General features: G+C 68.6%; 23 protein-coding genes. 12 read left to right on the top strand and 11 right to left on the bottom strand.

Annotated features, from left to right (window positions below):
- Positions 1–19 precede the first annotated feature (19 nt).
- Genes LMH63_RS07565 through LMH63_RS07580 form a run of 4 tightly spaced genes read left to right on the top strand, consistent with a single transcriptional unit; the run spans position 20 to position 3,567 of the window.
- A complete protein-coding gene (locus tag LMH63_RS07565) occupies positions 20–643 on the top strand; it encodes a TRAP transporter small permease subunit (RefSeq protein WP_109679112.1) in 624 nt (207 codons plus the stop codon).
- Positions 640–2,058: a TRAP transporter large permease gene (locus tag LMH63_RS07570; protein ID WP_109679113.1), complete on the top strand. Its 1,419-nt coding sequence runs from the start codon at positions 640–642 to the stop codon at positions 2,056–2,058. Before LMH63_RS07565 ends, LMH63_RS07570 begins: the two co-directional genes overlap by 4 nt.
- Entirely contained in the window at positions 2,051–3,403 is a 1,353-nt protein-coding gene (locus tag LMH63_RS07575; RefSeq protein WP_109679114.1) for an amidase, read from the top strand. Before LMH63_RS07570 ends, LMH63_RS07575 begins: the two co-directional genes overlap by 8 nt.
- On the top strand, positions 3,400–3,567 hold the full coding sequence (locus tag LMH63_RS07580; protein ID WP_158280399.1) for a hypothetical protein: 168 nt from the start codon (positions 3,400–3,402) through the stop codon (positions 3,565–3,567). Before LMH63_RS07575 ends, LMH63_RS07580 begins: the two co-directional genes overlap by 4 nt.
- Positions 3,568–3,791: 224 nt before the next feature.
- Here LMH63_RS07580 and acnA read toward each other — a convergent pair whose 3' ends face one another.
- From acnA to LMH63_RS07605, 5 genes are all read right to left on the bottom strand, one after another.
- Positions 3,792–6,542, bottom strand: a complete 2,751-nt coding sequence (gene acnA, locus LMH63_RS07585) for an aconitate hydratase AcnA (protein WP_109679115.1) — start codon at positions 6,540–6,542, stop codon at positions 3,792–3,794.
- A gap of 171 nt (positions 6,543–6,713) precedes the next feature.
- On the bottom strand, positions 6,714–7,334 hold the full coding sequence (hflD, locus tag LMH63_RS07590; RefSeq protein ID WP_109679116.1) for a high frequency lysogenization protein HflD: 621 nt from the start codon (positions 7,332–7,334) through the stop codon (positions 6,714–6,716).
- On the bottom strand, positions 7,321–8,448 hold the full coding sequence (gene mnmA, locus LMH63_RS07595; RefSeq protein ID WP_109679117.1) for a tRNA 2-thiouridine(34) synthase MnmA: 1,128 nt from the start codon (positions 8,446–8,448) through the stop codon (positions 7,321–7,323). The genes hflD and mnmA overlap by 14 nt, the downstream gene beginning before the upstream one ends.
- Positions 8,449–8,524: 76 nt before the next feature.
- Complete coding sequence (locus LMH63_RS07600; protein ID WP_109679118.1) at positions 8,525–8,977, bottom strand: NUDIX domain-containing protein; 453 nt, start codon at positions 8,975–8,977, stop codon at positions 8,525–8,527.
- Complete coding sequence (locus LMH63_RS07605; protein WP_109679119.1) at positions 8,974–9,972, bottom strand: LysR family transcriptional regulator; 999 nt, start codon at positions 9,970–9,972, stop codon at positions 8,974–8,976. Before LMH63_RS07605 ends, LMH63_RS07600 begins: the two co-directional genes overlap by 4 nt.
- 368 nt (positions 9,973–10,340) lie before the next feature.
- Here LMH63_RS07605 and aceA point away from each other — a divergent pair, with 368 nt between their 5' ends.
- The 3 genes from aceA (at position 10,341) to clpA (ending at position 14,651) form a co-directional block, all read left to right on the top strand.
- Entirely contained in the window at positions 10,341–11,633 is a 1,293-nt protein-coding gene (gene aceA, locus LMH63_RS07610) for an isocitrate lyase (RefSeq protein WP_109679120.1), read from the top strand.
- A gap of 334 nt (positions 11,634–11,967) precedes the next feature.
- Complete coding sequence (gene clpS, locus LMH63_RS07615; protein ID WP_109679121.1) at positions 11,968–12,294, top strand: ATP-dependent Clp protease adapter ClpS; 327 nt, start codon at positions 11,968–11,970, stop codon at positions 12,292–12,294.
- A gap of 80 nt (positions 12,295–12,374) precedes the next feature.
- Positions 12,375–14,651 (top strand): ATP-dependent Clp protease ATP-binding subunit ClpA, encoded by a 2,277-nt coding sequence (gene clpA, locus LMH63_RS07620; RefSeq protein ID WP_109679122.1) that lies wholly within the window; start codon positions 12,375–12,377, stop codon positions 14,649–14,651.
- A 69-nt stretch (positions 14,652–14,720) separates the two neighbouring features.
- Here the strand turns inward: clpA and infA are convergent, their stop codons facing one another.
- The 4 genes from infA to LMH63_RS07640 form a co-directional block, all read right to left on the bottom strand.
- Positions 14,721–14,939, bottom strand: coding sequence for a translation initiation factor IF-1 (infA, locus tag LMH63_RS07625; protein ID WP_109679123.1), 219 nt, complete (start codon positions 14,937–14,939; stop codon positions 14,721–14,723).
- A 361-nt stretch (positions 14,940–15,300) separates the two neighbouring features.
- Positions 15,301–16,017 carry an arginyltransferase gene (locus LMH63_RS07630; protein ID WP_199225685.1) on the bottom strand — a complete coding sequence of 239 codons (717 nt, stop codon included), beginning with the start codon at positions 16,015–16,017 and terminating at the stop codon, positions 15,301–15,303.
- On the bottom strand, positions 16,014–16,766 hold the full coding sequence (gene aat / locus LMH63_RS07635) for a leucyl/phenylalanyl-tRNA--protein transferase (protein ID WP_109679124.1): 753 nt from the start codon (positions 16,764–16,766) through the stop codon (positions 16,014–16,016). The genes LMH63_RS07630 and aat overlap by 4 nt, the downstream gene beginning before the upstream one ends.
- A complete protein-coding gene (locus LMH63_RS07640) occupies positions 16,756–17,916 on the bottom strand; it encodes a GNAT family N-acetyltransferase (protein WP_109679125.1) in 1,161 nt (386 codons plus the stop codon). Before LMH63_RS07640 ends, aat begins: the two co-directional genes overlap by 11 nt.
- Before the next feature lie 199 nt (positions 17,917–18,115).
- Here LMH63_RS07640 and LMH63_RS07645 point away from each other — a divergent pair, with 199 nt between their 5' ends.
- From LMH63_RS07645 to serS, 5 genes are all read left to right on the top strand, one after another.
- Positions 18,116–20,458: a DNA translocase FtsK gene (locus LMH63_RS07645; RefSeq protein ID WP_109679126.1), complete on the top strand. Its 2,343-nt coding sequence runs from the start codon at positions 18,116–18,118 to the stop codon at positions 20,456–20,458.
- A 22-nt stretch (positions 20,459–20,480) separates the two neighbouring features.
- Entirely contained in the window at positions 20,481–21,101 is a 621-nt protein-coding gene (gene lolA / locus LMH63_RS07650; RefSeq protein WP_109679127.1) for an outer membrane lipoprotein periplasmic chaperone LolA, read from the top strand.
- On the top strand, positions 21,098–22,402 hold the full coding sequence (locus LMH63_RS07655; protein ID WP_109679128.1) for a replication-associated recombination protein A: 1,305 nt from the start codon (positions 21,098–21,100) through the stop codon (positions 22,400–22,402). The genes lolA and LMH63_RS07655 overlap by 4 nt, the downstream gene beginning before the upstream one ends.
- A gap of 67 nt (positions 22,403–22,469) precedes the next feature.
- Complete coding sequence (gene crcB / locus LMH63_RS07660) at positions 22,470–22,853, top strand: fluoride efflux transporter CrcB (protein WP_199225686.1); 384 nt, start codon at positions 22,470–22,472, stop codon at positions 22,851–22,853.
- A gap of 15 nt (positions 22,854–22,868) precedes the next feature.
- Positions 22,869–24,158, top strand: a complete 1,290-nt coding sequence (serS, locus tag LMH63_RS07665) for a serine--tRNA ligase (RefSeq protein ID WP_109679129.1) — start codon at positions 22,869–22,871, stop codon at positions 24,156–24,158.
- Positions 24,159–24,165: 7 nt separating this feature from the next.
- Here serS and LMH63_RS07670 read toward each other — a convergent pair whose 3' ends face one another.
- A complete protein-coding gene (locus LMH63_RS07670; RefSeq protein ID WP_109679130.1) occupies positions 24,166–25,005 on the bottom strand; it encodes a 23S rRNA (adenine(2030)-N(6))-methyltransferase RlmJ in 840 nt (279 codons plus the stop codon).
- Complete coding sequence (locus tag LMH63_RS07675; RefSeq protein ID WP_109679155.1) at positions 25,002–25,901, bottom strand: PhzF family phenazine biosynthesis protein; 900 nt, start codon at positions 25,899–25,901, stop codon at positions 25,002–25,004. Before LMH63_RS07675 ends, LMH63_RS07670 begins: the two co-directional genes overlap by 4 nt.
- Positions 25,902–26,021 lie beyond the last annotated feature (120 nt).

Below are 26,021 nucleotides of genomic sequence, written 5' to 3' on the forward strand. Positions count from 1 at the left end.
CAAAGGATAATCCCGCACCATGGTAAGGCTGGTTACACTCATCGACTCGCTCACCGGCTGGTTCGGCCGCGCCTTTGCGTGGCTGATCCTGCTGATGGCCTTCGCGATGGGCTACGAGGTCCTCTCGCGCTATCTCTTCAATGCGCCGACCGCGTGGGCCTACGACCTCTCGTACATGATGTACGGCACGCTGCTCATGATGGGCGGCGCCTACACGCTGTCGCGCAATGCTCACGTGCGCGGCGACTTCCTCTACCGGCTCTGGCCGCCACGGGTGCAGGCAGGCGTGGAGCTGGTGCTCTACTTCCTGTTCTTCTTCCCGGGCATCCTCGCGCTGATCTTCGCCGGCGCGAAATACGCCGGACGCTCCTGGCGCTATCTGGAGACGAGCGTGTTCTCGCCTGCCGGGGTACCCATCTTCCATTTCAAGACGGTGATCGTCGTCGCCGGGGTGCTGCTCCTTCTCCAGGGCATCGCCCAGGTCTGCCGCTGCATCCTCTGCCTGCGCACCGGAGAGTGGATGCAGCATGAAGAGGACGTCGTGGAGCTCGAGGAGAAGCTGGCCCGCGAGGCCAAAGAACGAGAAAGCTATGCAGGTACCGACACCATGAGCGGCCACGCTTCCGGGGGAGAGCGCGCATGACCGAACCGCAAATCGGGATCCTGATGCTCGGGATCTTCATTCTGTTCATCTTCTTCGGCTTTCCCATCGCCTTCACGCTGATGGCCCTCGGCATCGCCTTCGGGTATTTCGCGTATTGGGAACCCGGGCGCATGTGGCGCGACTATGACCGCGCGGTGGAGGCCGGCGCCGAAGGCTGGGACGTCTGGATTGCCTGGCTGGACGGCTTCCTGAATAACCGCGTCTTCGACCTGTTCGTCAACCAGACCTATTCGGTCATGTCGAACGAGGTGCTGACCGCGGTGCCGCTGTTCCTGTTCATGGGTTATATCGTCGAGCGCGCGAACATCGTCGACCGCCTGTTCTCGACGCTCTACATCGCGGCACGCCGGCTGCCCGGCGCCATGGCCGTCGCGGCGCTCATCACCTGCGCGCTGTTCGCCACCGCCACCGGTATCGTCGGCGCCGTGGTCACGCTCATGGGGCTGCTGGCGTTCCCGGCCATGCTCAAGGCCCGCTATGACACGAGTTTCGCCTCGGGGGTGATCTGCGCCGGCGGGACGCTCGGCATCATGATTCCGCCGTCGATCCTGCTCATCGTCTATGCCGCGGCCTCCGGCACGTCGATCGTGCGGCTCTATGCGGGGGCGCTGCTCCCGGGCTTCCTCCTGGCCGGTCTGTATCTGGTCTACATTATCGTCCGTTCCATCCTGCAGCCGGAAAAGGCGCCGAAGCCCACGGACGAGGAGGTGGGCGACGTGCCCACCGGCAAGCTGGTGCTGATGATCATCGGCTCGTTCGTGCCGCTCGCGGTACTGATCCTCGCGGTGCTCGGCTCCATTCTGTTCGGGCTTGCCACGCCCACCGAGGCGGCGTCGGCCGGAGCGCTGGGAGGCCTCGCACTCGCGGTCGGCTACCGCGCGCTGACCTGGGACCGCCTGCGCGAGGCCGTCTATCTGACGATGAAGACCACGGCCATGGTTTGCTGGCTGTTCGTCGGGTCCTGGGTGTTCTCGTCGGTGTTCTCCTATCTTGGCGGCGAGCACGTGATCACGAACTTCGTGACCGGGCTCGACATGTCCCCGGTGATGTTCCTGATCCTGGCGCAGCTGATCATCTTCCTGCTGGGCTGGCCGCTGGAGTGGTCCGAGATCATCATCATCTTCGTGCCCATTTTCCTGCCGCTGCTGCCGCATTTCGGCATCGACCCGCTGTTCTTCGGGATTCTGGTGGCGCTCAATCTGCAGACTTCGTTCCTGACCCCGCCGATGGCGATGTCCGCGTATTACCTCAAGGGGATAGCGCCACCTCACGTGCAGCTCACGCAGATATTCCGCGGCTGCATGCCGTACCTGGCAATGGTGATCATCTGCATGGTCATCCTCTACAACTTCGAGGGCATCGTGTTCTGGCTGCCGGGGGTGATCTATGGCTGAGCGTATCCAGCCAGCTGACCCGGTGACCCTGACCGCCCGCGAGGCGGCGCGGCGGATCGGCTCCGGTGCGCTCAGCTCGCGCGCTCTCGTCGAGGCCTGCCTGGAGCGGATCGCCCGGGAGGACGAGTCCCTCCGGGCCTGGAAGTTCGTGGATCCGGAAAAGGCGCTGGCGGAGGCAGACGAACGCGATCAGCGCCGCAAGCGCGGGCTGCCGCTCGGGTCCCTGCACGGGGTGCCGGTGGGCATCAAGGACATCATCGACGTCCAGGGCATGCCCACGACCAATGGCACGGCCGTAGACGAGGGTCGCCGGCCCGAGGCGGACGCCACGCTGGTGCGCCGGCTCCGGCAGGCCGGTGCCGTCATTCTGGGCAAGACCGTGACCACCGAGCTCGCCTACTATCAGCCGGCCGACACGCGCAACCCCCATGACCCGGAGCGCACGCCGGGTGGGTCGTCCAGCGGGTCGGCCGCGGCGGTGGCGGCTCATATGGTCCCGCTGGCCGTCGGGACCCAGACCCATGGATCGGTCATCCGGCCCGCCGCCTTCTGCGGCGTGGTGGGATTCAAGCCTACCTACGGCGCCATTCCCCGCACTGGCGTGCTCAGGCTCGCGCCGACGCTCGATCAGGTTGGCGTATTCGCGCGCAGCATCGAGGACGCGGCGCTTGCCGAGGTGGTGATGGGTGCAGACGGCAGCGACACCGACGTCCGCGAGTACCCCGGGCCTCTCACCGGTACTACGCTCTCGGAACCGCCGGTGGCGCCGGACCTCGCGTTCACGGGCAGTCCGGCCTGGGACAGGGCCGAGGAGGGGACCGAGGCGGCCTTCGACGAGCTTCGGGAGGCGCTCGGCGACCGCATCGAAGCGATGGAGATGCCCGAGGTATTTGCTCGCGCCCGCGGGTGGCTGGATGCCGTCATGCGGGCGGAGATGGCGCGCAATGTCGGCCACTACGTGGATCGTTACCCGGATCAAATGAGCGACAAGCTCAGGGAGCTGGTGGAGGAAGGCCGAGGTATCCGCGCGCCGGACTACCTGGCTGCCCGGGACATGTCCACGGTGCTCCACGAAGGGTTGCGGCCCATCTTCCACCGCTTCGATGCCATCGTGACGCCGGCGGTGCCGGGCGAGGCGCCGGTGGGTCTGGACACGACGGGAGACCCGGCCTTCTGCAGTCTCTGGACGTTCTGTGGCTTGCCCTGCCTGAGCCTGCCACTGCTGACCGGGCCGAACGGCCTGCCTCTCGGCGTGCAGCTGGTGGGGCAGCGGGGGCAGGATGCGCGGCTCCTGCGCACGGCGCGCTGGCTGGTGCGACAGCTCACCGAGGGAGAGGCGACATGACGAGCGAATACATTCTCGCAGGTCTTGCCCTGCTCGGGCTTATCCTGTTCCTGATCGTCGTACCGCTGTTCGTGCCGCACGTGGACCTGATTCTGTTCACGATCGGCTGCGTGGCCCTGGCGGCCTACGACTTCTGGCGCACGCTCGCCAAGCGGGGTGAGTAGGGCCGGGCGCCGTGCCTGCGGAGCCGCTCCGGACGCCCGCAGGGCGCGCCTGCGTGGGAGCGGTCCCCGACCGCGAAACGCCGTGTAACGGCGTAGCGTAGCGCAATCGGCGACCGCTCCCACGAGGCGGAGAGGCCCGCCGATAGCTGAGCATACGTTCGACAGGCTCAGTAAAAAGCCCGGCCGAGGCCGGGCTTTTCTGTTGGCGACTCCTGCCGCGGTGTCTACGCCGCCTGGGACTTCTGCGCCAGGTCCCGCAGGACGTAGTGCAGGATGCCGCCGTTGCGGTAGTAGTCCCACTCGGTGGGGGTGTCGATGCGCACCCGCGCCTCGAACTCCTTCACCGAGCCGTCCTTCGCCTTCGCGCGTACCTTCACCGAGCTCGGCTCGCCCTCCAGGGAGCCGATGTCGAAGACCTCCTCGCCGGTGAGGCCGAGGCTCTCGGCATTCTCGCCCTCCGCATACTGCAGCGGCAGCACGCCGAAGCCGACCAGGTTGGAGCGGTGGATGCGCTCGTAGCTCTCGGCAATCACCACGCGCACCCCAAGGAGCGCGGTGCCCTTGGCCGCCCAGTCGCGGCTCGAGCCCGTCCCGTACTCCTTGCCGGCGAGGATCGCCAGGGGGGTGCCTTCCTCCTTGTAGCGCATGGCGGCGTCGTAGATGGACATTTCCTCGCCAGAGGGGTAGTGCACCGTCCAGCTGCCCTGGCTGCCCGGGACCAGCTGGTTGCGCAGGCGAACGTTGGCGAAGGTGCCGCGCATCATCACCTCGTGGTTGCCGCGCCGCGAGCCGTAGCTGTTGAAGTCCTGCGGCATGATGCCGAGGGACTGCAGATACTTGCCCGCCGGGCTGTCCGGCTTGATCGCGCCGGCCGGGGAGATGTGGTCCGTGGTGATGGAGTCCCCCACCTTGACCAGGCAGTGCGCGCCCTCGATCTCGGAGATGCCCCCGGGCTCCAGGTCCATGCCCTCGAAGTACGGCGGGTTGCGGACGTAGGTGGAGTCCGGCCACTCGTAGATCTCGCCCTCCGGCACCGGCAGCTTCTGCCAGGTCTCGGAGCCGGCGAAGACGTCCGAGTACTTGTCCTGGTACATCTGCGAGCTGATGCTGCTGCCGATCAGCTCGGCGATCTCGCGCTGCGACGGCCAGATGTCCTTCAGGTATACCGGCTTGCCGTCCTTGCCGTGGCCGATGGGCTCGTTGACCAGGTCCCGGGCCATGGTGCCGGCGAGGGCGTAGGCCACCACCAGCGGCGGCGAGGCGAGGTAGTTGGCGGGCACGTCCGGATGGATGCGGCCTTCGAAGTTGCGGTTGCCGGAAAGCACGCCGGAGACGATCAGATCACCCTCGCGGATGGCGTTGGTGATGGTCTCGTCCAGCGGCCCGGAGTTGCCGATGCAGGTGGTGCAGCCAAAGCCGACCACGTTGAAGCCGAGGGCCTCCAGCGGCTTCATCAGCCCGGCCTTCTCGAGGTAGGCCGGGACCACCTGGGAGCCCGGGGCGAAGGAGGTCTTCACCCAGGGCTTGGTGTCGAGGCCGAGCTCGTGGGCCTTCTTCGCCACCAGGCCCGCCGCCACCAGCACGGCCGGGTTGGAGGTGTTGGTGCAGGAAGTGATCGCGGCGATGACCACGTCGCCATGCTTGAGGTAGTGCTTCTCGCCGTCGAGCTCCACCTCGACGGCGCCGGCCTCGTGCCAGAGGTCGTTGCCCGGGGCGGTGTGGCCGCCTTCGCCCTCGAAGCGCTCCTCTTCGGCGTCGGGCAGCGTGCCGCGGCCCTCGAGCTCGCCCTCCAGGTAGCTCAGGAACGCCTCCTTCGCGCTGCGCAGGGCGATGCGGTCCTGCGGGCGCTTGGGGCCGGCGATGCTCGGCTCGACCTCGCCGAGGTCGAGCTCGAGGATGTCGGTGTACTCGGCCTCGCGATCGCCCGTGTCGCGCCACATGCCCTGCTCGCGGGCGTAGACCTCCACCAGGTCGATGGTCTCCTGATCGCGTCCCGAGAGCTCGAGGTAGCGGATGGTTTCCCGGTCCATCGGGAAGATGCCGCAGGTGGCGCCATACTCCGGCGCCATGTTGCTGATCGTGGCCCGGTCGGCCAGCGGCAGGTTGTCGAGGCCGTCGCCGAAGAACTCGACGAACTTGCCCACCACGCCCTTCTCGCGAAGCATCTGCGTCACCGTCAGCACCAGATCGGTGGCGGTCGCGCCTTCGGGCATGCTGCCGGTGAACTTGAAGCCGATCACCTCGGGGATGAGCATCGTGATCGGCTGGCCGAGCATGACCGCCTCGGCCTCGATGCCGCCCACGCCCCAGCCCAGCACGCCCAGGCCGTTGACCATGGTGGTGTGGGAGTCAGTACCCACCAGGGTGTCCGGATAGGCCAGCGGATTGCCCTCGGTCTCCTTGGTGAACACCACCTTGGAGAGGTACTCGAGGTTCACCTGGTGGACGATGCCGGTGCCGGGCGGCACCACACGGAAGTTCGAGAAGGCCTTCTGGCCCCAGCGCAGGAACTTGTAGCGTTCCTCGTTGCGCTTGAATTCGATCTTCGTGTTCAGGTCCAGCGCGTTCGCGGTGCCGTAGTGGTCGACCATCACGGAGTGGTCGATCACGAGGTCCGCCGGCTCCAGCGGGTTGATCAGCTTGGGGTCGCCGCCGAGCTTCTGCATTGCGTCGCGCATGGCGGCGAGGTCCACCACCGCCGGCACGCCGGTGAAGTCCTGCAGGACGACCCGCGCCGGCATGAAGGCAATCTGCTCCTGGGACTTGGTCTTCGGGTCCCAGTTGCACAGCGCCTCGATGTGCTCGGCGGTGACGTTCTGGCCGTCCTCCTTGCGCAGCAGATTCTCCAGCAGCACCTTCAGCGAGAAGGGAAGGCGGTCGACGTCGTAGCGGTCCTTGAGGGCGTCCAGCCGGTAGATATCGTACTGCCGGCCTTTGACGTTCAGCGTCGAGCGGGCGTTGTAGGTATTGCTCATCGGTCCTCCCGGTCCATTTGGCGGGTAGGGGCGGCCATCGATGCTCAGGGCCGGCACACCGATCCGTCTGCCCCGCAAGTCGTGTGTTCTGCGGCTTCGGGGCGGCAGGCGCCAGCCCCGAGGCGCCCATATTCTACATGACGCACCGCGGAAGAGCAGCGCGCCGGGCCGTCAGTAGATGCGGGCGAGCTCGCCGCGGGCGGCCTCGATGATGCCGCGTCGACCGATGATAAGCCGGAGCCGGCCGCCCCCCGATGCCCGCCAGAGGCTGGCGGCGCGCAGGGCCGCGAGCAGCAGGCTGCGGATGAGCGCGGCGTTGTAGGGGTCCTCGAGATAGGCCTGATGGCCCCGCACCACGATGCGCGGGCGCAGCGGGCTGATGTTCTCCCGGTAGAGCTCGCCGAGATTGCGCAGCACGCTGTCGTGGCTGACGCTCTCGAAGTACTCCGCCTGCTTGCTCGCCTGGGCGAGCCCGTCGATCACCCGTTGGAAGCGCTGCCGGTCGCGGCGCAGCTTACGCTCGAGCTGCATCACCGCCACCAGATAGCGCGTCAGCTCCATCTCCCGTGGCTGGGCGAGATGCTCCACCAGCAGCCGCAGCCCGGGCTCGAGGGCCCCGGGGCCGCCGTAGAGGTCGGCGACGGAGCCCTCCCACTGGTTCAGCAGGGCATGCAGGCAGGGCTCGATCCGCCGCCGCTCGCCCTGGCCGTGGGCGGCGATCTGGCGAACCTCGGAGAGCGCCTGTACCAGCCCGGCCAGCGCCAGCGCCTGCTCGCGCTCAGGCGACGCCAAGGTCGGGCTCCCCCGCTGCCGGGTCCAGACGCCGCTCGATAACCCCGCCGCCGAGGCAACGGCTATCGTCGTAGAAGACCACCGACTGCCCCGGCGCCAGCGCACGCTGCGCATGCCGGAAGATCACCCGTGCACGGTCGCGCCCCCGCGGCACTACCCGGCAGGGCTGCAGTGGCTGGCGGTGCCGCACCCGCGCCAGGGCGTCGAGGGGCGCCCGCGGCGGTGCACCGCTGATCCAGTGCACGTCGCTGGCCTCCAGCGCGCCGGCCAGCAGCGCCGGATGGTCGTGCCCCTGGACCACGATCAGGCGATTGCCGGTGAGGTCCTTGTCGAACACGTACCAGGGGGCGCCGCTGCGCTCGGCGCGCCCGCCGAGATCGAGCCCGCGCCGCTGCCCCACGGTGTAGAAGGCAAGGCCACGGTGCTCCCCCAGCACGCTACCGTCGATATCGACGATGGGTCCCGGCTCGCGCGGCAGGTAGCGACCCAGGAACTCGGCGAAATCGCGCTCGCCGATGAAGCAGATACCGGTGCTGTCGGGCTTGTCGAAGTTGGCGAAACCCGCGGCATCCGCGCGCCGGCGGACCTCCGCCTTGCGCAGTCCGGCAAGCGGGAACACCGCCGCCTCCAGCTGCGCCTGGTCCAGGGCATGCAGGAAGTAGGTCTGGTCCTTGTTGCCGTCGGCGGCGCGCAGCAGCGTCCGCGCCCCGGGTCGGCCGCCGACCCCCGCGTAGTGGCCCGTGGCAATGCGCGTGGCCCCGAGCCGGCGGGCGTGGTCGAGAAAGGCGCGGAACTTGATGTGCCGGTTGCAGAGGATGTCCGGATTCGGGGTCCGGCCGGCGCGGAACTCGGCGAGACACGCCTCGAACACCTGCTGGCGGTACTCGCGGGCGAAGTTCACCCGGTGCAAAGGGATGCCGAGGGTGTCCGCGACCTGGCGTGCGTCCGCAAAATCCGCCTCGGCGCTGCACTCGGTGTCGCTGTCGTCGTCCTCCCAGTTCTTCATGAACAGACCCTGCACGTCGTGGCCCTGCTCGACGAGCAGGAGCGCGGCGACGGCCGAGTCCACGCCTCCGGAGAGACCGACGACGATGCTGTCCCTGGAAACCGCCATGGTGTGCAGTGATCCGGCTGCCAATGCTGACCTGGCGCGGGAGCCTAGCACGGCAGGGCGTTCCGGTGCGGCAGGGTCAGGGAAGGTCCTGCAGCACCGCGAGCGGGTAGCGGGCGCCGGCGTCCAGATCGGCTATGACACGGCCGACCAGTGGGCTGCGCCAGCGTGGTCGTGCCGCTTTCAGTTCCTCCCGGGTAAGCCAGCGCACGGCCTCGATTTCCGCGTCCAGCTCAGCGTCGGGGATCCGCTCTACCGCGTGGGCGTAGAATGCCGTGCGCAGGAAGGTCTCTGCGCTGTTCGGGTGGCGCCAGCGGTACAGACCGATGATTGCCTCCGGCTCCACCCGCCAGCCGGTTTCCTCCCGGGCCTCCCTGATGGCCGCATCGACAAGGCTCTCCCGGTCCTCGAGATGACCGGCGGGCTGGTTCAGCACGCGGCGGCCATCGACATGTTCCTCAACCAGCAGCAGCCGGCCGTCGGTGTCCACCGCCACCACGGCAACGGTGACGTGCGGTCGCCAGTCGCTCATATCGCATCCACCCCGTCGGAGGCGACGAAGACATTCTCACGGTGCGCCGGCCGGCTGCGGGCGGCGCTCTCCGGCTCTTCGAAGAAGTCGGGCTTCATGAGCTCGATGAAGCGCTTGGCCTGGGCGGAAAGAAACCGCCCACGCCGCACCATGACCCCATAGGTCCGCTTGGGGAAGATCTCTGGCAGCGAGCGCACGGCCACCCGCTCCTCGCCCGTGAGGCAGATATTGCTGACGATGGCGATACCGAATCCCAGCTCGACGTAGCGCTTGATGGTCTCCCAGCCGCCCACCTCCAGGCGAACCCGGTAGGGGATGCTGTGCTGCTGGAAGACGAGGCTGATGAGCCGCCAGGTGGTGAGCTGGCGCGGCGGCACGATGAGCTCGCCGCCGGCGAGGTCACGCAGGGAGATGACGTCCCGGCGGGCGAGGGGGTGGTCCTGCGGTGTGATCAGGGAAAGCCCGTAGGAATAGATGGCGCGATAGTTGACGTCGTCTGGCAGATCCAGCATCGAGCCGACGCCGAAATCCACCTCGTCCTGGCGCAGGGCCTCGCCGAGCTCGCGGCCCTGCAGGTTGTGCAGCTTGATGCGCACCCCCGGATGGGCCGCCATGTATCGGCGCAGCAGCTCCGGCAGCAGATACAGCGTGGTGGACTCGCCGGCGGCGATGTCGAGGTGGCCACGGTCCACGCTGGCGCTGCGTTCGGCGAAACGGGTGGGCAGGGCGTCCACGCCCTCCACCAGCGGCTGGGCCAGCTCGTAGAGCCGCTCGCCGTCCGGCGTCAGCCGTATCCGCGGGCCCCGGCGCTCCAGCACGGTGATGCCGAGCTCGCGCTCAAGGGCCTGGACCTGCAGCGAGACTGACGGCTGGCTCAGGCCGAGCCGCTCGGCGGCGCGGGAGATGCTGCCGGCCTGGGCGGTGAAGCAGAACGCCCGCAGTTGCTTGAGGCGATCCTGGCGGTAGGGGGCACCGGTAACGGCTGGGGCACTCATGGCAGCGGCTCAAGCATTGGGTAAATTCATAATAGATATTGTGTGAATTGTATTGTCAAATGGTGCGGCGCGGCATACAGTCCGGGCAAGGCTGGCGTTCGCGGCATGCGAGCGCGCCTGCAGGGCCCGCGGACGGGCCGGCCCGCGCCTCGAACGGAGGTGGGGTCGACGGCCGTAGCGCGGCGTGGCGCCCCGCCTGGTAACCGGGCAGGCGGGGTCGACGGGGTGACAGGGCACCCCGGGGCCGGCCGGCGGCGCACAAAGGCGCCCGCATCGGCACAAAGGGAGCAAGCCACGCCCCCGACGACCGCCCCGGCAGCTGGCCGGGATTATCAGCGATATCCCGTAAGGGAGGCGAGAGATCCATCATGACCGAGCGCAAGAGCATCGAGCAGATCAAGCGTGACTGGGCCGAGAATCCGCGTTGGGCCGACGTCACCCGTCCGTACCCGGCCGAAGAGGTGGAGCGCCTGCGCGGCAGTGTGCACATCGACTACACCCTGGCGCGGCAGGGCGCCGAGAAGCTCTGGGGTAGCCTGCACGACGAGGAGATGGGCTACGTCAACGCCCTGGGCGCGCTGACTGGGAACCAGGCCATGCAGCAGGTCAAGGCCGGGCTCAAGGCCATCTACCTGTCCGGCTGGCAGGTGGCGGCGGACGCCAACTCCGCCCACACGATGTATCCGGACCAGTCGCTGTACCCGGTGAACTCCGTGCCGGCGGTGGTGGAGCGCATCAACAACTGCCTGCTGCGCGCCGACGAGATCCACCATGCCGAGGGGGACGACAGCATCGACTGGCTGCAGCCCATCGTCGCCGACGCCGAGGCCGGCTTTGGTGGCGTGCTGAACGCCTTCGAGCTGATGAAATCCATGATCCGCGCCGGTGCCGCCGGTGTGCACTTCGAGGACCAGCTCGCCTCGGTCAAGAAGTGCGGCCACATGGGCGGCAAGGTGCTGGTGCCCACGCAGGAGGCGGTGCAGAAGCTGATCGCCGCGCGCCTGGCGGCCGACACCATGGATGCCCCGACGCTTGTGGTGGCGCGGACCGACGCCCTGGCGGCGGACCTCATCACCTCGGACGTCGATGAGTACGACGCCCCGTTCCTCACCACCGAGCGGACGGCCGAGGGCTTCTTCCGCACCAAGGCGGGTGAGGACCAGGCCATCGCCCGCGGGCTCGCCTATGCGCCGTATGCGGACCTCATCTGGTGCGAGACCGGCACGCCGGATCTCGGCTTCGCCCGGCGCTTCGCCGAGGCCATCCGGCGGGAGTTCCCGAACCAGATGCTGGCCTACAACTGCTCGCCCTCGTTCAACTGGAAGGGCAAGCTGGACGACGCCACCATCGCGAAGTTCCAGGACGAGCTGGCTGCGATGGGCTACAAGTTCCAGTTCATCACCCTGGCCGGCTTCCACAGCCTGAACCACTCCATGTTCCAGCTCGCCAAGGGCTACAAGGCGCGCCAGATGGCGGCCTACTCGGAGCTGCAGCAGGAGGAGTTCGCGGCCGAGAAGGACGGCTACACCGCGACCCGCCATCAGCGCGAGGTGGGTGCCGGCTACTTCGACCAGCTCACCCAGGTGATCCAGGGCGGCCAGTCATCGGTGACGGCCATGACCGGCTCCACCGAGGAAGAGCAGTTCAAGGTCGCCCAGTAGCCGCGAGCGCCTTCCATCCCCGTCAGGGCCGTGCCATCCGTCGGATGGCACACTCCGCAGACCCGGAACTCAAAAGGTTCCGGGTTTTTTTCGCGCGCCGCCGGCGGCGCGCGAGTTGCAAGTTGCGAGTTGCAAGTGGCAAGTACAGAGGCCCCCTCTCGGAGCGCCTGCCGGCCCGTGACGGCGCCTTCCCCTCTTGCAACTTGCAACTTGCCACTTGCAACTCATTCCTTGCCGCTCAGTAGTTCCCACCGTTGGCGGCATCACGCCGACCTTTTAGAATCGGGATGTGATCCCCATCTCCCGGTGTCCGAGCAGGGCAGACTGATCCGGTATGAGTGACGAACGCGATCCGAAGCGTGAAGGTGACGACGGGCTCTCGGTCCAGGAGGCCGAGCCCAAGGTCAAGCAGCCCCCGCTGTACAGGGTGGTGCTGCTCAACGACGACTACACGCCGATGGAGTTCGTAGTGGAGGTCCTGCAGACCTTTTTCTACATGGACCGCGGCAAGGCCACACAAATCATGCTTCACGTGCATACTCGGGGTAAGGGGATCTGCGGGGTATTCAGTCGTGACGTCGCCGAGACCAAGGTGGATCAGGTCAACGATTACGCCCGCGAGCACGACCACCCGCTGATGTGCACGATGGAACCGGCCTGAGCGAGGAACCGGATACCGGCCACCGGGTCCAAGCGGTGGCAGTGACAGGTCACACGGCGGGGCAGACCAGGTAGACGCGCATGCTGAGCAAAGAGCTTGAGTTCACGCTGAATCTCGCCTTCAAGGAGGCGCGTGACAAGCGGCACGAATTTCTGACAGTGGAGCACCTGCTGCTCGCGCTGACGGACAACCCGGCAGCCCTGGAGGTGTTGCGTGCCTGTGGCGCGGACCTGGACAGTCTGCGCAAGGATCTGGAGACGTTTCTCGACGAGACGACGCCGCTGCTGCCGCCGCACGACACGCGCGAGACGCAGCCGACGCTTGGCTTCCAGCGGGTGCTGCAGCGCGCGATCCTGCACGTGCAGTCCTCCGGCAAGAAGGAAGTCACCGGTGCCAACGTGCTGGTGGCGATCTTCTCCGAGCAGGAGTCCCAGGCCGTCTACTTCCTGCACAAGCAGAACATCTCGCGTCTCGACGCGGTGAACTTCATCTCCCATGGCATCTCCAAGGTGCCCGGCGACGACGGCGGCGGCAGTGCCGAGCCCGGACCGCCGCAGGAAGACGAGGAGGCCGCGCAGGAAGGGGCGACCCGCAAGCCGCTGGAGAGCTTCGCGACGGATCTCAATGCCCGCGCCAACCAGGGGCGGATCGACCCGCTCATCGGCCGCCGCCACGAGATCGAGCGCACCATCCAGGTGCTCTGCCGCCGGCGCAAGAACAACCCCCTCTACGTGGGCGAGGCCGGCGTCGGCAAGACCGCCATCGCCGAGGGCCTGGCGAAGCTGATCGAGGACGGCGAGGTGCCGGAGATCCTCGCCGACGCCCGCATCTACTCCCTGGACTTGGGCGCTCTGGTGGCCGGTACCAAGTACCGGGGCGACTTCGAGAAGCGCCTGAAGTCGCTGCTCGCCCAGCTCAAGAAGGAGAAGCACGCGATCCTGTTCATCGACGAGATCCATACCATCATCGGTGCAGGATCGGCGTCGGGCGGCGTCATGGACGCCTCCAATCTCATCAAGCCCATGCTCGCGAGCGGCGAGCTGAAGTGCATCGGCTCGACCACCTATCAGGAATACCGCAGCGTCTTCGAGAAGGATCGGGCGCTGGCCCGGCGTTTCCAGAAGATCGATGTCTCGGAGCCCACCGTGCCGGAGACCGTGCAGATCCTGCGCGGGCTGAAGGAGCGCTTCGAGAGCCACCACGGCGTGCGCTACACGCAGCCCGCCCTGGAGGCGGCCGCGGAGCTGGCGGCGAAGTACATCACCGACCGGCATCTGCCCGACAAGGCCATCGACGTGATCGACGAGGCCGGTGCCAACCTGCGCCTGCTGCCGCCGTCGAAGAAGAAAAAGACCGTGAACGTCGGCGATGTGGAGTCCATCGTCGCCAAGATGGCGAGGATCCCGCCGAAGCGGGTCTCTACTTCGGACATGCGCCTGCTGGAGAGCCTGGAGAAGGATCTCAAGCGCGTCATCTACGGCCAGGATGAGGCCATCGATACGCTCTCGGCCACCATCAAGATGTCCCGGGCGGGCCTGCGCGACACCGAGAAGCCGGTGGGCAGTTTCCTGTTCGCCGGGCCCACCGGCGTCGGCAAGACCGAGGTCACCCGCCAGCTCGCCGAGGTGATGGGGATCCACCTCATCCGCTTCGACATGTCCGAGTACATGGAGCGGCACACGGTGTCCCGGCTGATCGGCGCGCCCCCGGGCTACGTCGGCTTCGACCAGGGCGGCCTGCTCACCGAGGAGGTGATCAAGCATCCGCATTCAGTGGTGCTGCTCGACGAGATCGAGAAGGCGCATCCGGACGTGTTCAACCTGCTGCTGCAGGTCATGGACCACGGCTCGCTGACGGACAACAACGGCCGCCACGCCGACTTCCGCAACGTCATCCTGGTGATGACCACCAACGCCGGTGCGGAAGAGCAGAGCCGCCGGTCCATCGGCTTCACGCCGCAGGATCACGGCACGGACGCCATGGAGGCGATCCGCAAGACCTTCACGCCGGAGTTCCGCAACCGGCTGGACGCCATCATCCAGTTCAACGGCCTGGCACCGGAGGTCGTGGAACGGGTGGCGGACAAATTCATCCGCGAGCTGCGCCATCAGCTCGCCGAGAAGAAGGTCACCGTGGAGATCTCCGAAGCCGGCCGCCGCTGGCTCGCGGAGAAGGGCTACGACCCGAAGATGGGCGCGAGGCCCATGGCGCGGCTGATCCAGGACCGCGTGAAGCGGCCGCTGGCGGACGAGCTCCTGTTCGGGCGCCTGGCGCACGGCGGCCACGTGGTGGTCGACGTGGACGAGGAAAGGGATTCCCTCGCCTTCCATATCGACGAACCCGACGTGGTGGAGTAGGGCAGCAGTGGCGGGGCGGCGATCGCCGCCCCGACGCGGGAATTCGGCAGGGAGGCCGGCGCTACGGTTTCAGCGGGCGCGGTAGACGATGCGCCCCTTGTTCAGGTCGTAGGGCGTGAGCTCCACGGTGACCTTGTCACCGCGCAGGATGCGAATATAGTGCTTGCGCATCTTGCCGGAGATGTGAGCGGTCACGGTGTGGCCGTTCTCCAGCTCCACGCGAAACATGGTGTTGGGCATCACGTCCACGATGGTGCCCTGCATTCGGATATTGTCTTCCTTCGCCATTCACCCTCTCTCGTATGGCCCCGGAATCTGGCTCTGTCATCACAGCCGCCCGATTCTACCGGAGCGCTGGCTCCGGGCCAACGAAAGTCCTTGTCGAGAGTTGAGACTTCTACCTGAAGACCTTCTTGCGCCAGCCACGCCGCTGCACCTCGTCGGCGCGGTTACGGGCGTGCGGGGGAATTCCTCCTTCCGATCCGCGAGGAAAAGGGCTGCTTCAGGCGCTCGTGCCAGGGGCGGAGTGCGGTGGCCCCTCCCGCCACTCCCCGTGCCTGGCACGGCGGCAAGTCAGCCACGGGACCGCGGATCACCCCGCGTTGAACTCCTGTACCCGGATCTATCCCCGATTCAGGAATCTCCCGGCCTATTCCACCGCTTCCCAACCCTCCGGGGTGAAAACCTCGTGAGGCCGGAAGTCCGCCTTGTAGCTCATGCGCGGGCAGTCCTCGATCCAGTAGCCGAGGTAGAGCCAGTCGAGGCCGCGCCGTTGCGCCTCCTCGATCTGCATCAGAATCGCCAGCGTGCCGAGGCTGCGCCGGGGGAGATCCGGGTCGTAGAAGGTGTACACGGCGGAGAAGGCGCCGTCCGTGACGTCGGTGACCGCGACGCCGAGGAGGTCCTGGCCGGCGCGCAGCTCCAGAAATTCCGTATGGCACCAGTCGGCGGTCAGAAAGCGCCAGTAGAGATCCGGATCCGCATCGTCCATGCCGCCGCCGGGGTGCCGGGCGCGGACGTAACGGGTATAGAGCGCATGGTGGGCGGGATCGAGCACACGGCCGCGGCTCCGCAGCCGGACGTCGTGGTTGTCGCGACGGCAGCGGCGGTGGCGACGACGGGGGCGGAACCGATGCACCGGCAGGCGCAGGCTGCGGCAGGCGGTGCAGCCGGGGCAGATCGGCCGGTAGATCTGCTCGCCGCTGCGCCGGAAGCCGTGGGCGAGAAGCTGGTCGTAGGCCGAGGAATCCAGCGGCAGGCGCGGATCCACGAAGCCGAGCCGCGCCGGGCGATCGCCGAAGTAGGGGCATTCGTGCAGCCCGGTTGGGAACAGGCGCACGCCCTCGCGGGCCAGCGTGTCCGTCATCCTGCCGCCTGCTCCCTGACGCCCGGCGGCACCAGCCCCGGGCTCAGCGACCAGATGCCGCGCCGGGTGGGGCAGGCGAGGGCGCTGCGCAGCTCCGCGAGGAACCGGCTTCGGGGCACGGTCACGGCGCCCAGGCGCTCGAGATGCGGGGTGGGCAGCTGACAGTCGATAATCGTGAATCCCCAGGCGCAGAGCTGGGCACAGAGCCAGGCGAGGGCGATCTTGCTGCCATCGGGCGCGCGGCTGAACATCGACTCGCCGAAGAAGGCGCTGCCGAGGGCGACCCCGTAGAGCCCGCCGATCAGCGCGCCGTCCTGCCAGACCTCGACGGAGTGGGCGAGGCCGTCATCGTGCATCGCCACATAGGCGCGGCGCATGCCGGGCGTGATCCAGGTACCGCTGGCATCGGCCCGCGGCGCCGCACAGGCATCGATCACGGTCTCGAAGGCCGTGTCCAGGGTGACGCGGTAGTCGCCCCGCCGCAGCCGCTTGCGGAGTGAGCGGCTTACCCGCAGCTCGTCGGGGTAGAGCACGGCGCGGGGGTCCGGGCTCCACCAGAGGACAGGCTGGTCCTCCGCGAACCAGGGAAACACGCCGGCGCGATAGGCGCCCTCGAGGCGGCGGCGGGACAGAGGGCCCCCGATGGCGAGCAGTCCGTTCGGCTCGCGCAGCGCATGGTCCGCCGGCGGGAAGGGCGAGTCATGGTCGTCGGCGGCGATCCAGGGAATGCGCGTGAGGTCAGAGCTCATCTCGCAACCGCTCCAGCATGTCCACGCGGTACGGCCCTTCCATTGTAAGCGTCTCGGCGTAGGCCTCGACCGCCTGTCGCTCCCGGGCGAGGAAGTCGCCGACGGCATCCCGGAAGCGCGAGTCTGCCAGGTAGTGGGCGGAATGGGTGAGGGTCGGCAGGAAGCCGCGCGCGACCTTGTGCTCGCCCTGGGCGCCGGGCTCGAAGCGCTGCAGCCCGTGGCGGATGCAGTAGTCGATGCCCTGGTAGTAGCAGGCCTCGAAGTGCAGGCCGTCGATCTCTTCGCGGCAGCCCCAGTAGCGGCCGTAGAGGGTGTGGTCGTCGCGCAGGCAGATCGCGCCCGCGACCGGTTCGCCGCCACGCTCGGCCACCACCAGCACGACACGGTCCCTGAGGGCCGCACCGATGTCGGCGAAGCAGGCCCGGCTGATCAGCGGCAGATTGCCATGCTCGCGGAAGGTCTTCGCGTAGAAGCCGTGCAGCTGCGCCCAGAGGGCATCGTCCGCCTCGTGGCCGTGGACGATGCGCAGCTCGATGCCGGCCTCGCGCACCAGACGCCGCTCGCGGCGGATATTCTTGCGCTTCTTGGACGTCAGCCCGGCGAGGAACTCGTCGAAGTCGGCATAGCCCGCGTTATACCAGTGATACTGGCAGCCGACGCGATGCTGATAGCCGGCACGGAGCAGGGCGGCATGATCCGGGCGCTCTGGGAAGAGCCAGTGCGCAGAGCTGAGTTCCAGCTGGTTGGTCATCGCGCGGGCACCGTCGGCCAGGGCGGCGCGCAGGCGGCTGGCATCGCCCTCCGGAGCGAGCAGCATGCGCGGCCCGTTGACGGGGCTGTAGGGCACGGCCACCACCAGCTTCGGGTAGTAGTCGAGGCCGTGTCGCTCATAGGCGTCAGCCCAGGCGAAGTCGAATACGAACTCCCCCCAGGAATGGCTCTTGAGATAGGCCGGCGCAGCGGCGACCAGGGCCCCGTCATGGTAGAGCGCGAGGTGATGCGGGGCCCAGCCGACGCGCGGGGAAACCGCGCCATGGCGCTCCAGCGCGGCCAGGAACTCGTGGCGCAGGAACGGATTCCCGGCCCCGGCAAGGCGGTTCCACTGCCCGGGCTCGATATCCTCGATGCGGGGGATCGCGTGCAGCTCCATCGACTGGCTGACCTCGGAATCGGCGCGTTAGTGCCCGTCGCCTTGGGCGGCGGCTGCGTGGCGCGAACCGCCGGGGTATACTGCGGTGCAGCGGTCCGGGGGTGACCGGCCGGCTTGCCGGGTCGGCCACGATGGCAGTAATGTTCGCGGCAATCGTCGCTTACGTAGCGTTCTTCACATTATTTCAAGCCCGGGTCCCGTGGCCAAGTCGGAAACCAGCAAACAGCCCAGTAGCGCCATTGGCCAGCACATCAGCCGCGTCCTCCGGGAGGCCGCGCTGCTCGTGCTGATGGCGGTCGCCGGCTTCCTGCTGCTGGCGCTGCTCACCTACAGCCCGTCCGATCCCGGCTGGAGCTACACCGCGCCCACCCGCGGCATCGCCAACGGGGGCGGCGTCGTGGGCGCCTACTATGCCGATCTGACACTCTATCTGTTCGGCTATCTGGCCTATCTCGTGCCGGCGCTTATCGCCTTCGCCGCGGCGCTGGTCTACCGCTGGCAGAGGCGCGATGGCGCCATCCACTGGGGCGTCTTCGGGCTGCGCCTCGCAGGGTTCGTGGTCACCCTCATTGCCGGCACGGCGCTCGCCACGCTGCACTTCGAGCCTGTGCCGGGCACTGTGCCGCTGTCCTCCGGCGGCATCCTCGGCGATCTCGTCAGCCGCGAGCTTACCGCGGCGTTCAGCTTCACCGGGGCGACCCTGCTCGCCCTCGCGGTGTTCCTCGCCGGCGTGACCCTCTTCACCGGGCTCTCGTGGATCCGCCTGATGGATCTGCTCGGGCGGCTCGTGCTGGCGGGGCTGCAGAGCCTCGGACGGGTCCGCGGCTGGCTGAACGAGCGTCAGGCCGGCCGGCGGGCGCGGCGCGAGCGCGAAGTGGCGCTGCGCGAGGAGCGCAAGCGCGCCCGTACCCGCAAGCCGCCGCAGATCGAGCCCGCCGTGGCCGAGGTCAAGCCCGGCAAGCGCGTGCAGAAGGAGAAGCAGATCGCGCTTTTCGAGGAGCCACCGTCCCCCGGCGAGCTGCCGCCCGTCTCTCTGCTGGACTCGCCCAAGGCCGAGCAGCCGGGCTACACCGGGGACGCCCTGGAGGCGATGTCCCGGCTGGTCGAGCACAAGCTGCGGGATTTCGGGGTCGAGGTGGAGGTGGTGGCCGTGCAGCCCGGGCCGGTGATCACCCGCTTCGAGCTCCAGCCGGCGGCGGGCGTGAAGGTCAGCCAGATCTCCAACCTGGCCAAGGATCTGGCCCGGGCGCTGTCCGTCACCGCGGTGCGCGTGGTGGAGGTCATCCCGGGCAAATCCGTGGTGGGGCTGGAGATCCCGAACGAGCACCGGCAGGTGATCGCGCTCTCCGAGATCATCCGCTCGGAGGGCTTCGAGCGCTCGCCGGCGCCGCTGACGCTGGCCATCGGCAAGGACATCGGCGGCCACGCGGTGACCGTGGACCTCGCCAAGATGCCGCACCTGCTGGTGGCGGGTACCACCGGCTCGGGCAAGTCGGTGGGGATCAACGCCATGATCCTGAGCCTGCTCTACAAGAATCGGCCGGATGCCGTGCGCTGCATCATGATCGACCCGAAGATGCTGGAGCTCTCGGTCTACGATGGCATCCCGCATCTCCTCGCGCCGGTGGTCACGGACATGAAGGAGGCCGCCAACGCGCTGCGCTGGTGTGTCGGTGAGATGGAGCGGCGCTACCGGCTGATGGCCACGCTGGGCGTGCGCAACATCGCCGGTGCCAATCGCCGGATCCGCGATGCCGCCGAGCGCGGCGAGCCGATTCGCGATCCGCTCTGGACCCCGCCGGAGCCGCTGGTGCCGGACGCCCCGGAGGAGACCGGCGAGCCCCCGGAGGCGCCGGTACTGGAGCCGCTGCCCTACGTCGTCGTGGTGGTGGACGAGTTCGCCGACATGATGATGATGGTGGGCAAGAAGGTGGAGGAGCTCATCGCCCGGCTGGCGCAGAAGGCCCGCGCTGCGGGCATCCATCTCATCCTTGCCACCCAGCGGCCGTCGGTGGACGTGATCACCGGGCTGATCAAGGCCAACATCCCCACGCGCATGGCCTTCCAGGTCTCCTCGCGGGTGGATTCGCGCACGATCCTGGACCAGATGGGGGCCGAGTCCCTGCTCGGTCACGGCGACATGCTCTACCTCGGCCCGAGCAGCCGTGGCATCCCGGAGCGCGTGCACGGGGCGTTCGTCTCCGATGCCGAGGTGCACCGCGTCGCCGAGCACCTGAAGCGCACGGGCGAGCCGGAGTACGTGGACGAGATCCTCTCCGAGGGTAACGGCGACAGCACACCGATCCCCGGTCTGCCCGGCGAGAACGGCGGCGACGGCGAGCGCGACGAGCTCTACGACCAGGCCGTGCGCGTGGTCACGGAGACGCGCAAGGCCTCGATCTCCGGCGTGCAGCGGCGCCTGAAGATCGGCTATAACCGGGCTGCGCGCCTGGTCGAGGAGATGGAGGCGGCGGGGGTCGTGGGCCCGCTGCAGGCCAACGGCGCCCGCGAGGTGCTCGCCCCGCCGCCCCCCGGCGACTGACCGCAACACCCCGGAGGCCCCCGTGCATCGATTGCTCCTGCTGCTCGCGCTGCTGCCCCTCGCCGCCGGCGCGAGCGACCCGGTCTCCACGCTGGAATCCTACTTCTCGGAGGTGGAGACCCTGCGCGGCGAGTTCCTCCAGGAGACCACCGACGAGGCCGGCACGGTGATCGAGGAGGCCGAGGGCACCTTCGTCATCGCCCGGCCGCAGCGTTTCCGCTGGCACTACGAGACGCCCTACGAGCAGCTGATCGTGGCCGACGGCGAGCGGCTCTGGGTCTACGACGTCGACCTCCGGCAGGTCACGGTCCGGCCACTGGACAGAGTCCTCGGCGTGGGCGCGGCGCAGCTGCTGAGCGGCGAGTTCGAGGCGCTCACGGAGAGCTTCAGCATCGTCGCGGGGGAGGGCGACTGGATCCGCCTGGAGCCCACGGATCCGGCCTGGGACTTTCAGCATGTCCGCCTCCTGCTGGAGGACGGCGTGCCGCGGGTGGTGGAGGTGCGCGACGACATCGGCCAGAGCGTGCGCATGCGGCTCTCGGCGCTGGAGCGCAACCCGGAGGTGCCGGAAGCGCGGTTCGATTTCGAGCCGCCGCCGGAGGCGGATGTGATTGAGGATGGCGCCAGCGCGGGGGAGGAATGACCGACTGGACCCGCCCGCTGGCGGATCGCATGCGGCCGCGCCGGCTCGAGGAGTTCATCGGCCAGTCGCATCTGCTCGCGCCTGGCCGCCCGCTGCATGAGGCCATCGCCGCCGGCCGGCCGCACTCCATGGTCTTCTGGGGCCCGCCCGGCACGGGCAAGACCACCCTCGCGCGCCTCATCGCGGCGACCGCGGAGGCGGAATTCCTGACCCTCTCGGCGGTCATGTCCGGGGTCAAGGACATCCGCGAGGCGGCCGCCCGAGGGCGGGACAATCAGGCCGCAGGACGACGGACCATCCTCTTCGTGGATGAGGTCCACCGCTTCAACAAGTCCCAGCAGGACGCCTTTCTCCCCTACGTGGAGGACGGCACGCTGATCTTCATCGGCGCCACCACCGAGAACCCGTCCTTCGAGCTCAACAACGCGCTGCTCTCCCGGGTGCGGACCTATGTGCTGCGGGCGCTGGAGGAGACCGACATCGCCGCCGTCGTGGACGCCGCGCTGGCAGACGCCGAGCGCGGCCTGGCCTCGCGCCGGCTGAGCCTGAGCGGGGAGGCACGGGCCCTGCTGACGGCCGCCGCCGATGGCGATGCCCGCACCGCGCTGAGTCTGCTCGAGGTGGCGGCGGACCTGAGCGCGGACGGCACCGAGATCGACAGCGGGCTGATCCGCGAGGCCGCGGCGGGCGGGCGCGCCCGCTTCGACAAGGGCGGCGACGCCTTCTACGACCAGATCTCCGCCCTGCACAAGGCCGTGCGCGGGACGGCGCCGGATGCGGCGCTGTACTGGTTCGCGCGCATGCTGGAGGGCGGCTGCGATCCGCTCTACATCGCCCGCCGGGTGGTGCGCATGGCCTCGGAGGACATCGGCAACGCCGATCCCCGCTCGCTGCAGATCGCCCTCGATGCCTGGCAGGCTCAGGAGCGCCTGGGCTCCCCCGAGGGTGAGCTTGCCATCGCCCACGCCATCGCCTACCTCGCCTGCGTGCCCAAGAGCAACGCGGTCTACCGGGCGTTCCAGGCCGCGCAGGCGGACGCCCGCCAGCACGGTTCGCTGGAGGTTCCGGTCCACCTGCGCAATGCGCCGACCCGCCTGATGAAGGAGCTCGGCTACGGCCGCGAGTACCGCTACGCCCACGACGAGCCGGAGGCCTATGCGGCGGGCGAGGAGTATTTTCCGGACGCCCTCGCCGGACGGCGCTACTACGAGCCCACCGATCGGGGCCTCGAGCAGCGCATTGGCGAGCGCCTGGCGCGTCTGCGTGCCCGCGACCGCGAGGCCCGTGGCCCCGGATCCTGACGGGGCGGCGGTTCGCCGCGGATCGCCGATCACGTACACTGCGCGCTTTCCGAGGCGGGAGAAGGTGATGCCGGGCGCAGTGGAGCTGGTGGCGGTGGCCGGCGGCGGCGCGATCGGCGCCGTGCTCCGGCATCTGACCGGGCTTGCCGTACACGGCCTGCTCGGCCGGGGCTTTCCCTGGGGCACCCTGGCGGTGAATCTGAGTGGCAGCCTCGCCATGGGCCTTGCCTACGTGCTGCTCGCCGAGCGCGGCCTGCTACCGGGCGCCTGGCGGAGCTTCATCACCGTCGGGCTGCTCGGTGCCTTCACCACCTTCTCCACGTTCTCGCTGGATACCATCGCACTGGTAGGCGCGGATGCGCCGGCCCGGGCCGCCGCATATGTGCTGGCCAGCGTCGGCCTCTGCCTGCTGGCGGCCTGGCTGGGCATCCTGCTCGGCAGAACCCTCTGAGAGGAAGCACGGAGCATGCTGGACCCGAAAGATCTGAGAGCCGATCCCGAGGGCGTTGCCGCTGCCCTGGCGCGTCGCGGCCATGCGCTGGACGTCGCGGAATACCGGGCGCTGGAGGACGAGCGTCGCGACCTGCAGGAGCGCACTCAGAGCCTGCAGCAGGAACGCAACACGCGCTCCAAAGCCATTGGTCAGGCCAAGGCCCGCGGCGAGGATATCCAGCCGCTGCTGGACGAGGTCGCCGACCTCGGCGACCGCCTGAAGGCGGCGGAGGGCGAGCTGGAGCGGGTACAGGCGAAATTGCGCGAGATCCAGCTCGGGCTGCCCAACCTGCCCCACGCGAGCGTCCCCGATGGCGACAGCGAGGCGGAGAACGTGGAGGTGCGCCGCTGGGGCGAGCCGCCGACCTTCGACTTCAGTCCCCAGGATCACGTCGACCTCGGGGCGCTCCATCAGGGCCTCGACTTCGAGGCCGCGGCGCGCATCGCCGCTGCGCGGTTCGTGGTCATGCGCGGGGACTTCGCCCGGCTGCATCGCGCGCTTGCCCAGTTCATGCTCGACCTGCACGCCGACGAGCACGGCTACCGCGAGGTCTACGTCCCCTATCTGGTGAACCCGGACGCCCTGCAGGGCACCGGGCAGCTGCCCAAGTTCGCGGACGACCTCTTCGCCATCGCCGGCGAGGATCATCCCTTCCACCTGATCCCCACCGCCGAGGTGCCGGTGACCAACCTCGCGGGCGGCCAGATCCTGGCGGACGAAGAGCTGCCGCAGCGCCTGGTCTGCCACAGTCCCTGCTTCCGCTCGGAGGCCGGCTCCTACGGCAAGGACACCCGCGGCATGATCCGCCAGCACCAGTTCGACAAGGTCGAGCTGGTACACATCACGCGGCCGGCGGAGTCCTATGACGCCCTGGAGACGCTCACCGGGCACGCCGAGTTGGTGCTGCAGCGGCTGAAGCTGCCGTATCGGATCGTCACCCTCTGCACGGGCGACATGGGCTTCGCCGCGGCCAAGACCTACGACATCGAGGTCTGGCTGCCGGGGCAGGAACGCTACCGGGAGATCTCCTCCTGCAGCAATGCCGAGGCCTTCCAGGCCCGGCGCATGCAGGCGCGCTGGCGCAACCCCGAGACCGGGCGCCCGGAGCTGGTGCATACGCTCAACGGCTCCGCGCTGGCGGTGGGGCGCTGCCTCATCGCCGTGCTGGAGAACTACCAGGAGGCGGACGGGCGCATCCGCGTACCGGAGGCCCTGCGACCATACATGGGCGGGCGCACCGTGCTGAAGCCGGCAAACGCCTAAGGAAGCGCTATTCCGGCACCAGCCAGTCGCAGCGCCAGTGGCCCGCCGGCGCGCCCAGCGCCTCGAGCAGCGCCGGCAGCGCCGTCTGCAGGGTCTCCGGCAGCGTCCAGGGCGGGTTGGCGATCACCATGCCGGCCCCGGTGAATCGGCCCGGCACGTCCGACGGCCAGGGCTGGAACTCCGCCACCAGCAGACGGCGCAGGCCGCTGTCCGCCAGGCGCTCGTGGAAGGCTGCTACGTCCTCGGCGTAGACCCGCGGGTACCAGAGGGCATAGATGCCCTGCGGCCAGCGCTGCCAGGCGGTGACCAGGCCGGTGGCGAGCCGGCGGAATTCGTCCCGCACCTCGAAGGGCGGGTCCACCAGCACGAGCCCGCGTCGCTCGCCGGGCGGCAGCAGGGCCTTCAGCGCCTCGTAGCCGTCGCGCCGGTGCACCGCCACCTGAGGGTCGCCGCGGTAGTGCTGGGCGAGGGTTGCGCCGTCCTCGGGGTGGAGCTCGCACAGGGCCGCGTGGTCGCCCTCCCGAAGCAGGCCCCGTACCAGTGCCGGCGAGCCCGGATAGGCCCGCGGGGTGCCGCCGCGGCGGTGCGCCTGCACCTGCGCAAGGTAGTCCGTGACGGCCGCCGGCAGGGGGCCGGGGGCGGCCAGCAGCTGCTCGATGCCACCGTCGGCCTCCCCGGTGCGTCGGGCCGCATCGCCGGCGAGATCGTAACTGCCGGGCCCGGCGTGGGTGTCGAGATAGGCGAAGGGCTTGTCCTTGCGCTGCAGATGCCGTAACAGCGCCAGCAGCACCACATGCTTGAAGACGTCCGCGAAGTTGCCGGCGTGAAAGACGTGGCGATAGTTCACGGCGTCTCGTCCGGCACCAGCAGGCTGCCTTCCAGGATCTCCGTCGCGTGGCCGCCGACGCGCACCGCCTGCACGTACTCGGGCTGCCCGATGACCTCCACCAGCGCCTCCCCCGGGCGTCCCATCCAGTGTCCCTGCTCGGCGGTGAAGTGGGGATGGCGGATCAGCTGGTGGTGCCAGAGGTAGGCCGCCATGCCGCCGGTGGCGGAGCCGGTGAACGGATCCTCCGTCATTTCCGGCGGAACCCCGAAGTGACGCGCGAAGGTATCGCCATGCTCGACACCCTCCGGCGTGAACAGATGCGCGCTGAAGAAGTCCCCGAATTCCCGCAGCTGAGCGTAGAGCACATGGTCCAGGTGCACCCGCCGCAGACTGTGGAGGGAGCGCACCGGGATCATCAGCTGTGGCGTGCCCGTGCTCACCGTCTGCACCGGAACGTCGGGCAGGAGATCGTCCGGCGTGAGCCCGAAGGCCGGGCAGACCTCCTGGGGCTCGTACACGCGCAGGAACTCGGGGCGCGGCTGGGTCATGGTGATCAGCGGCGGATCCCCCGGCGCGCCGGTGATGTCGATGTCGATCACCCCCACCTGCAGCTCCAGCTTCACCTGGCAGGCGCCTTCGCGGTGCAGGCGGCCGCTGCTCAGCAGGCCGTAGATCGCGGCGATGGTGGGATGGCCGGCGAGCGGAATCTCCTCGCCGGGGGTGAAATACCGCGCTCGGAAGTCCGCGCGGCTGGAGCGCATGAGGAACGCCGTCTCGGAGAGGTTCATCTCCCGGGCGATGGTCTGCATCGTCCCGCGGGAGAGATCGTCGGCGTCGAACACAACGGCGCACGGATTGCCGCCATAGGGCCGCCGCGTGAACGCATCCACCTGCATCATGGCGAGAACCTGCATGGCGATCACTCTCTCTGTCGGCGGATGGGGACAGCCCGGCCCGGCCGGCCATCATACTAACGCCGCCGGAAGTAAAGCCATGTCTCAGGGCCCATCGGCAGGTTCTCGGATGCGGGCTAA

Origin of the sequence: Spiribacter halobius (genome assembly GCF_020883455.1) — a bacterium.
In the GTDB taxonomy this organism is placed as follows: domain Bacteria; phylum Pseudomonadota; class Gammaproteobacteria; order Nitrococcales; family Nitrococcaceae; genus Sediminicurvatus; species Sediminicurvatus halobius.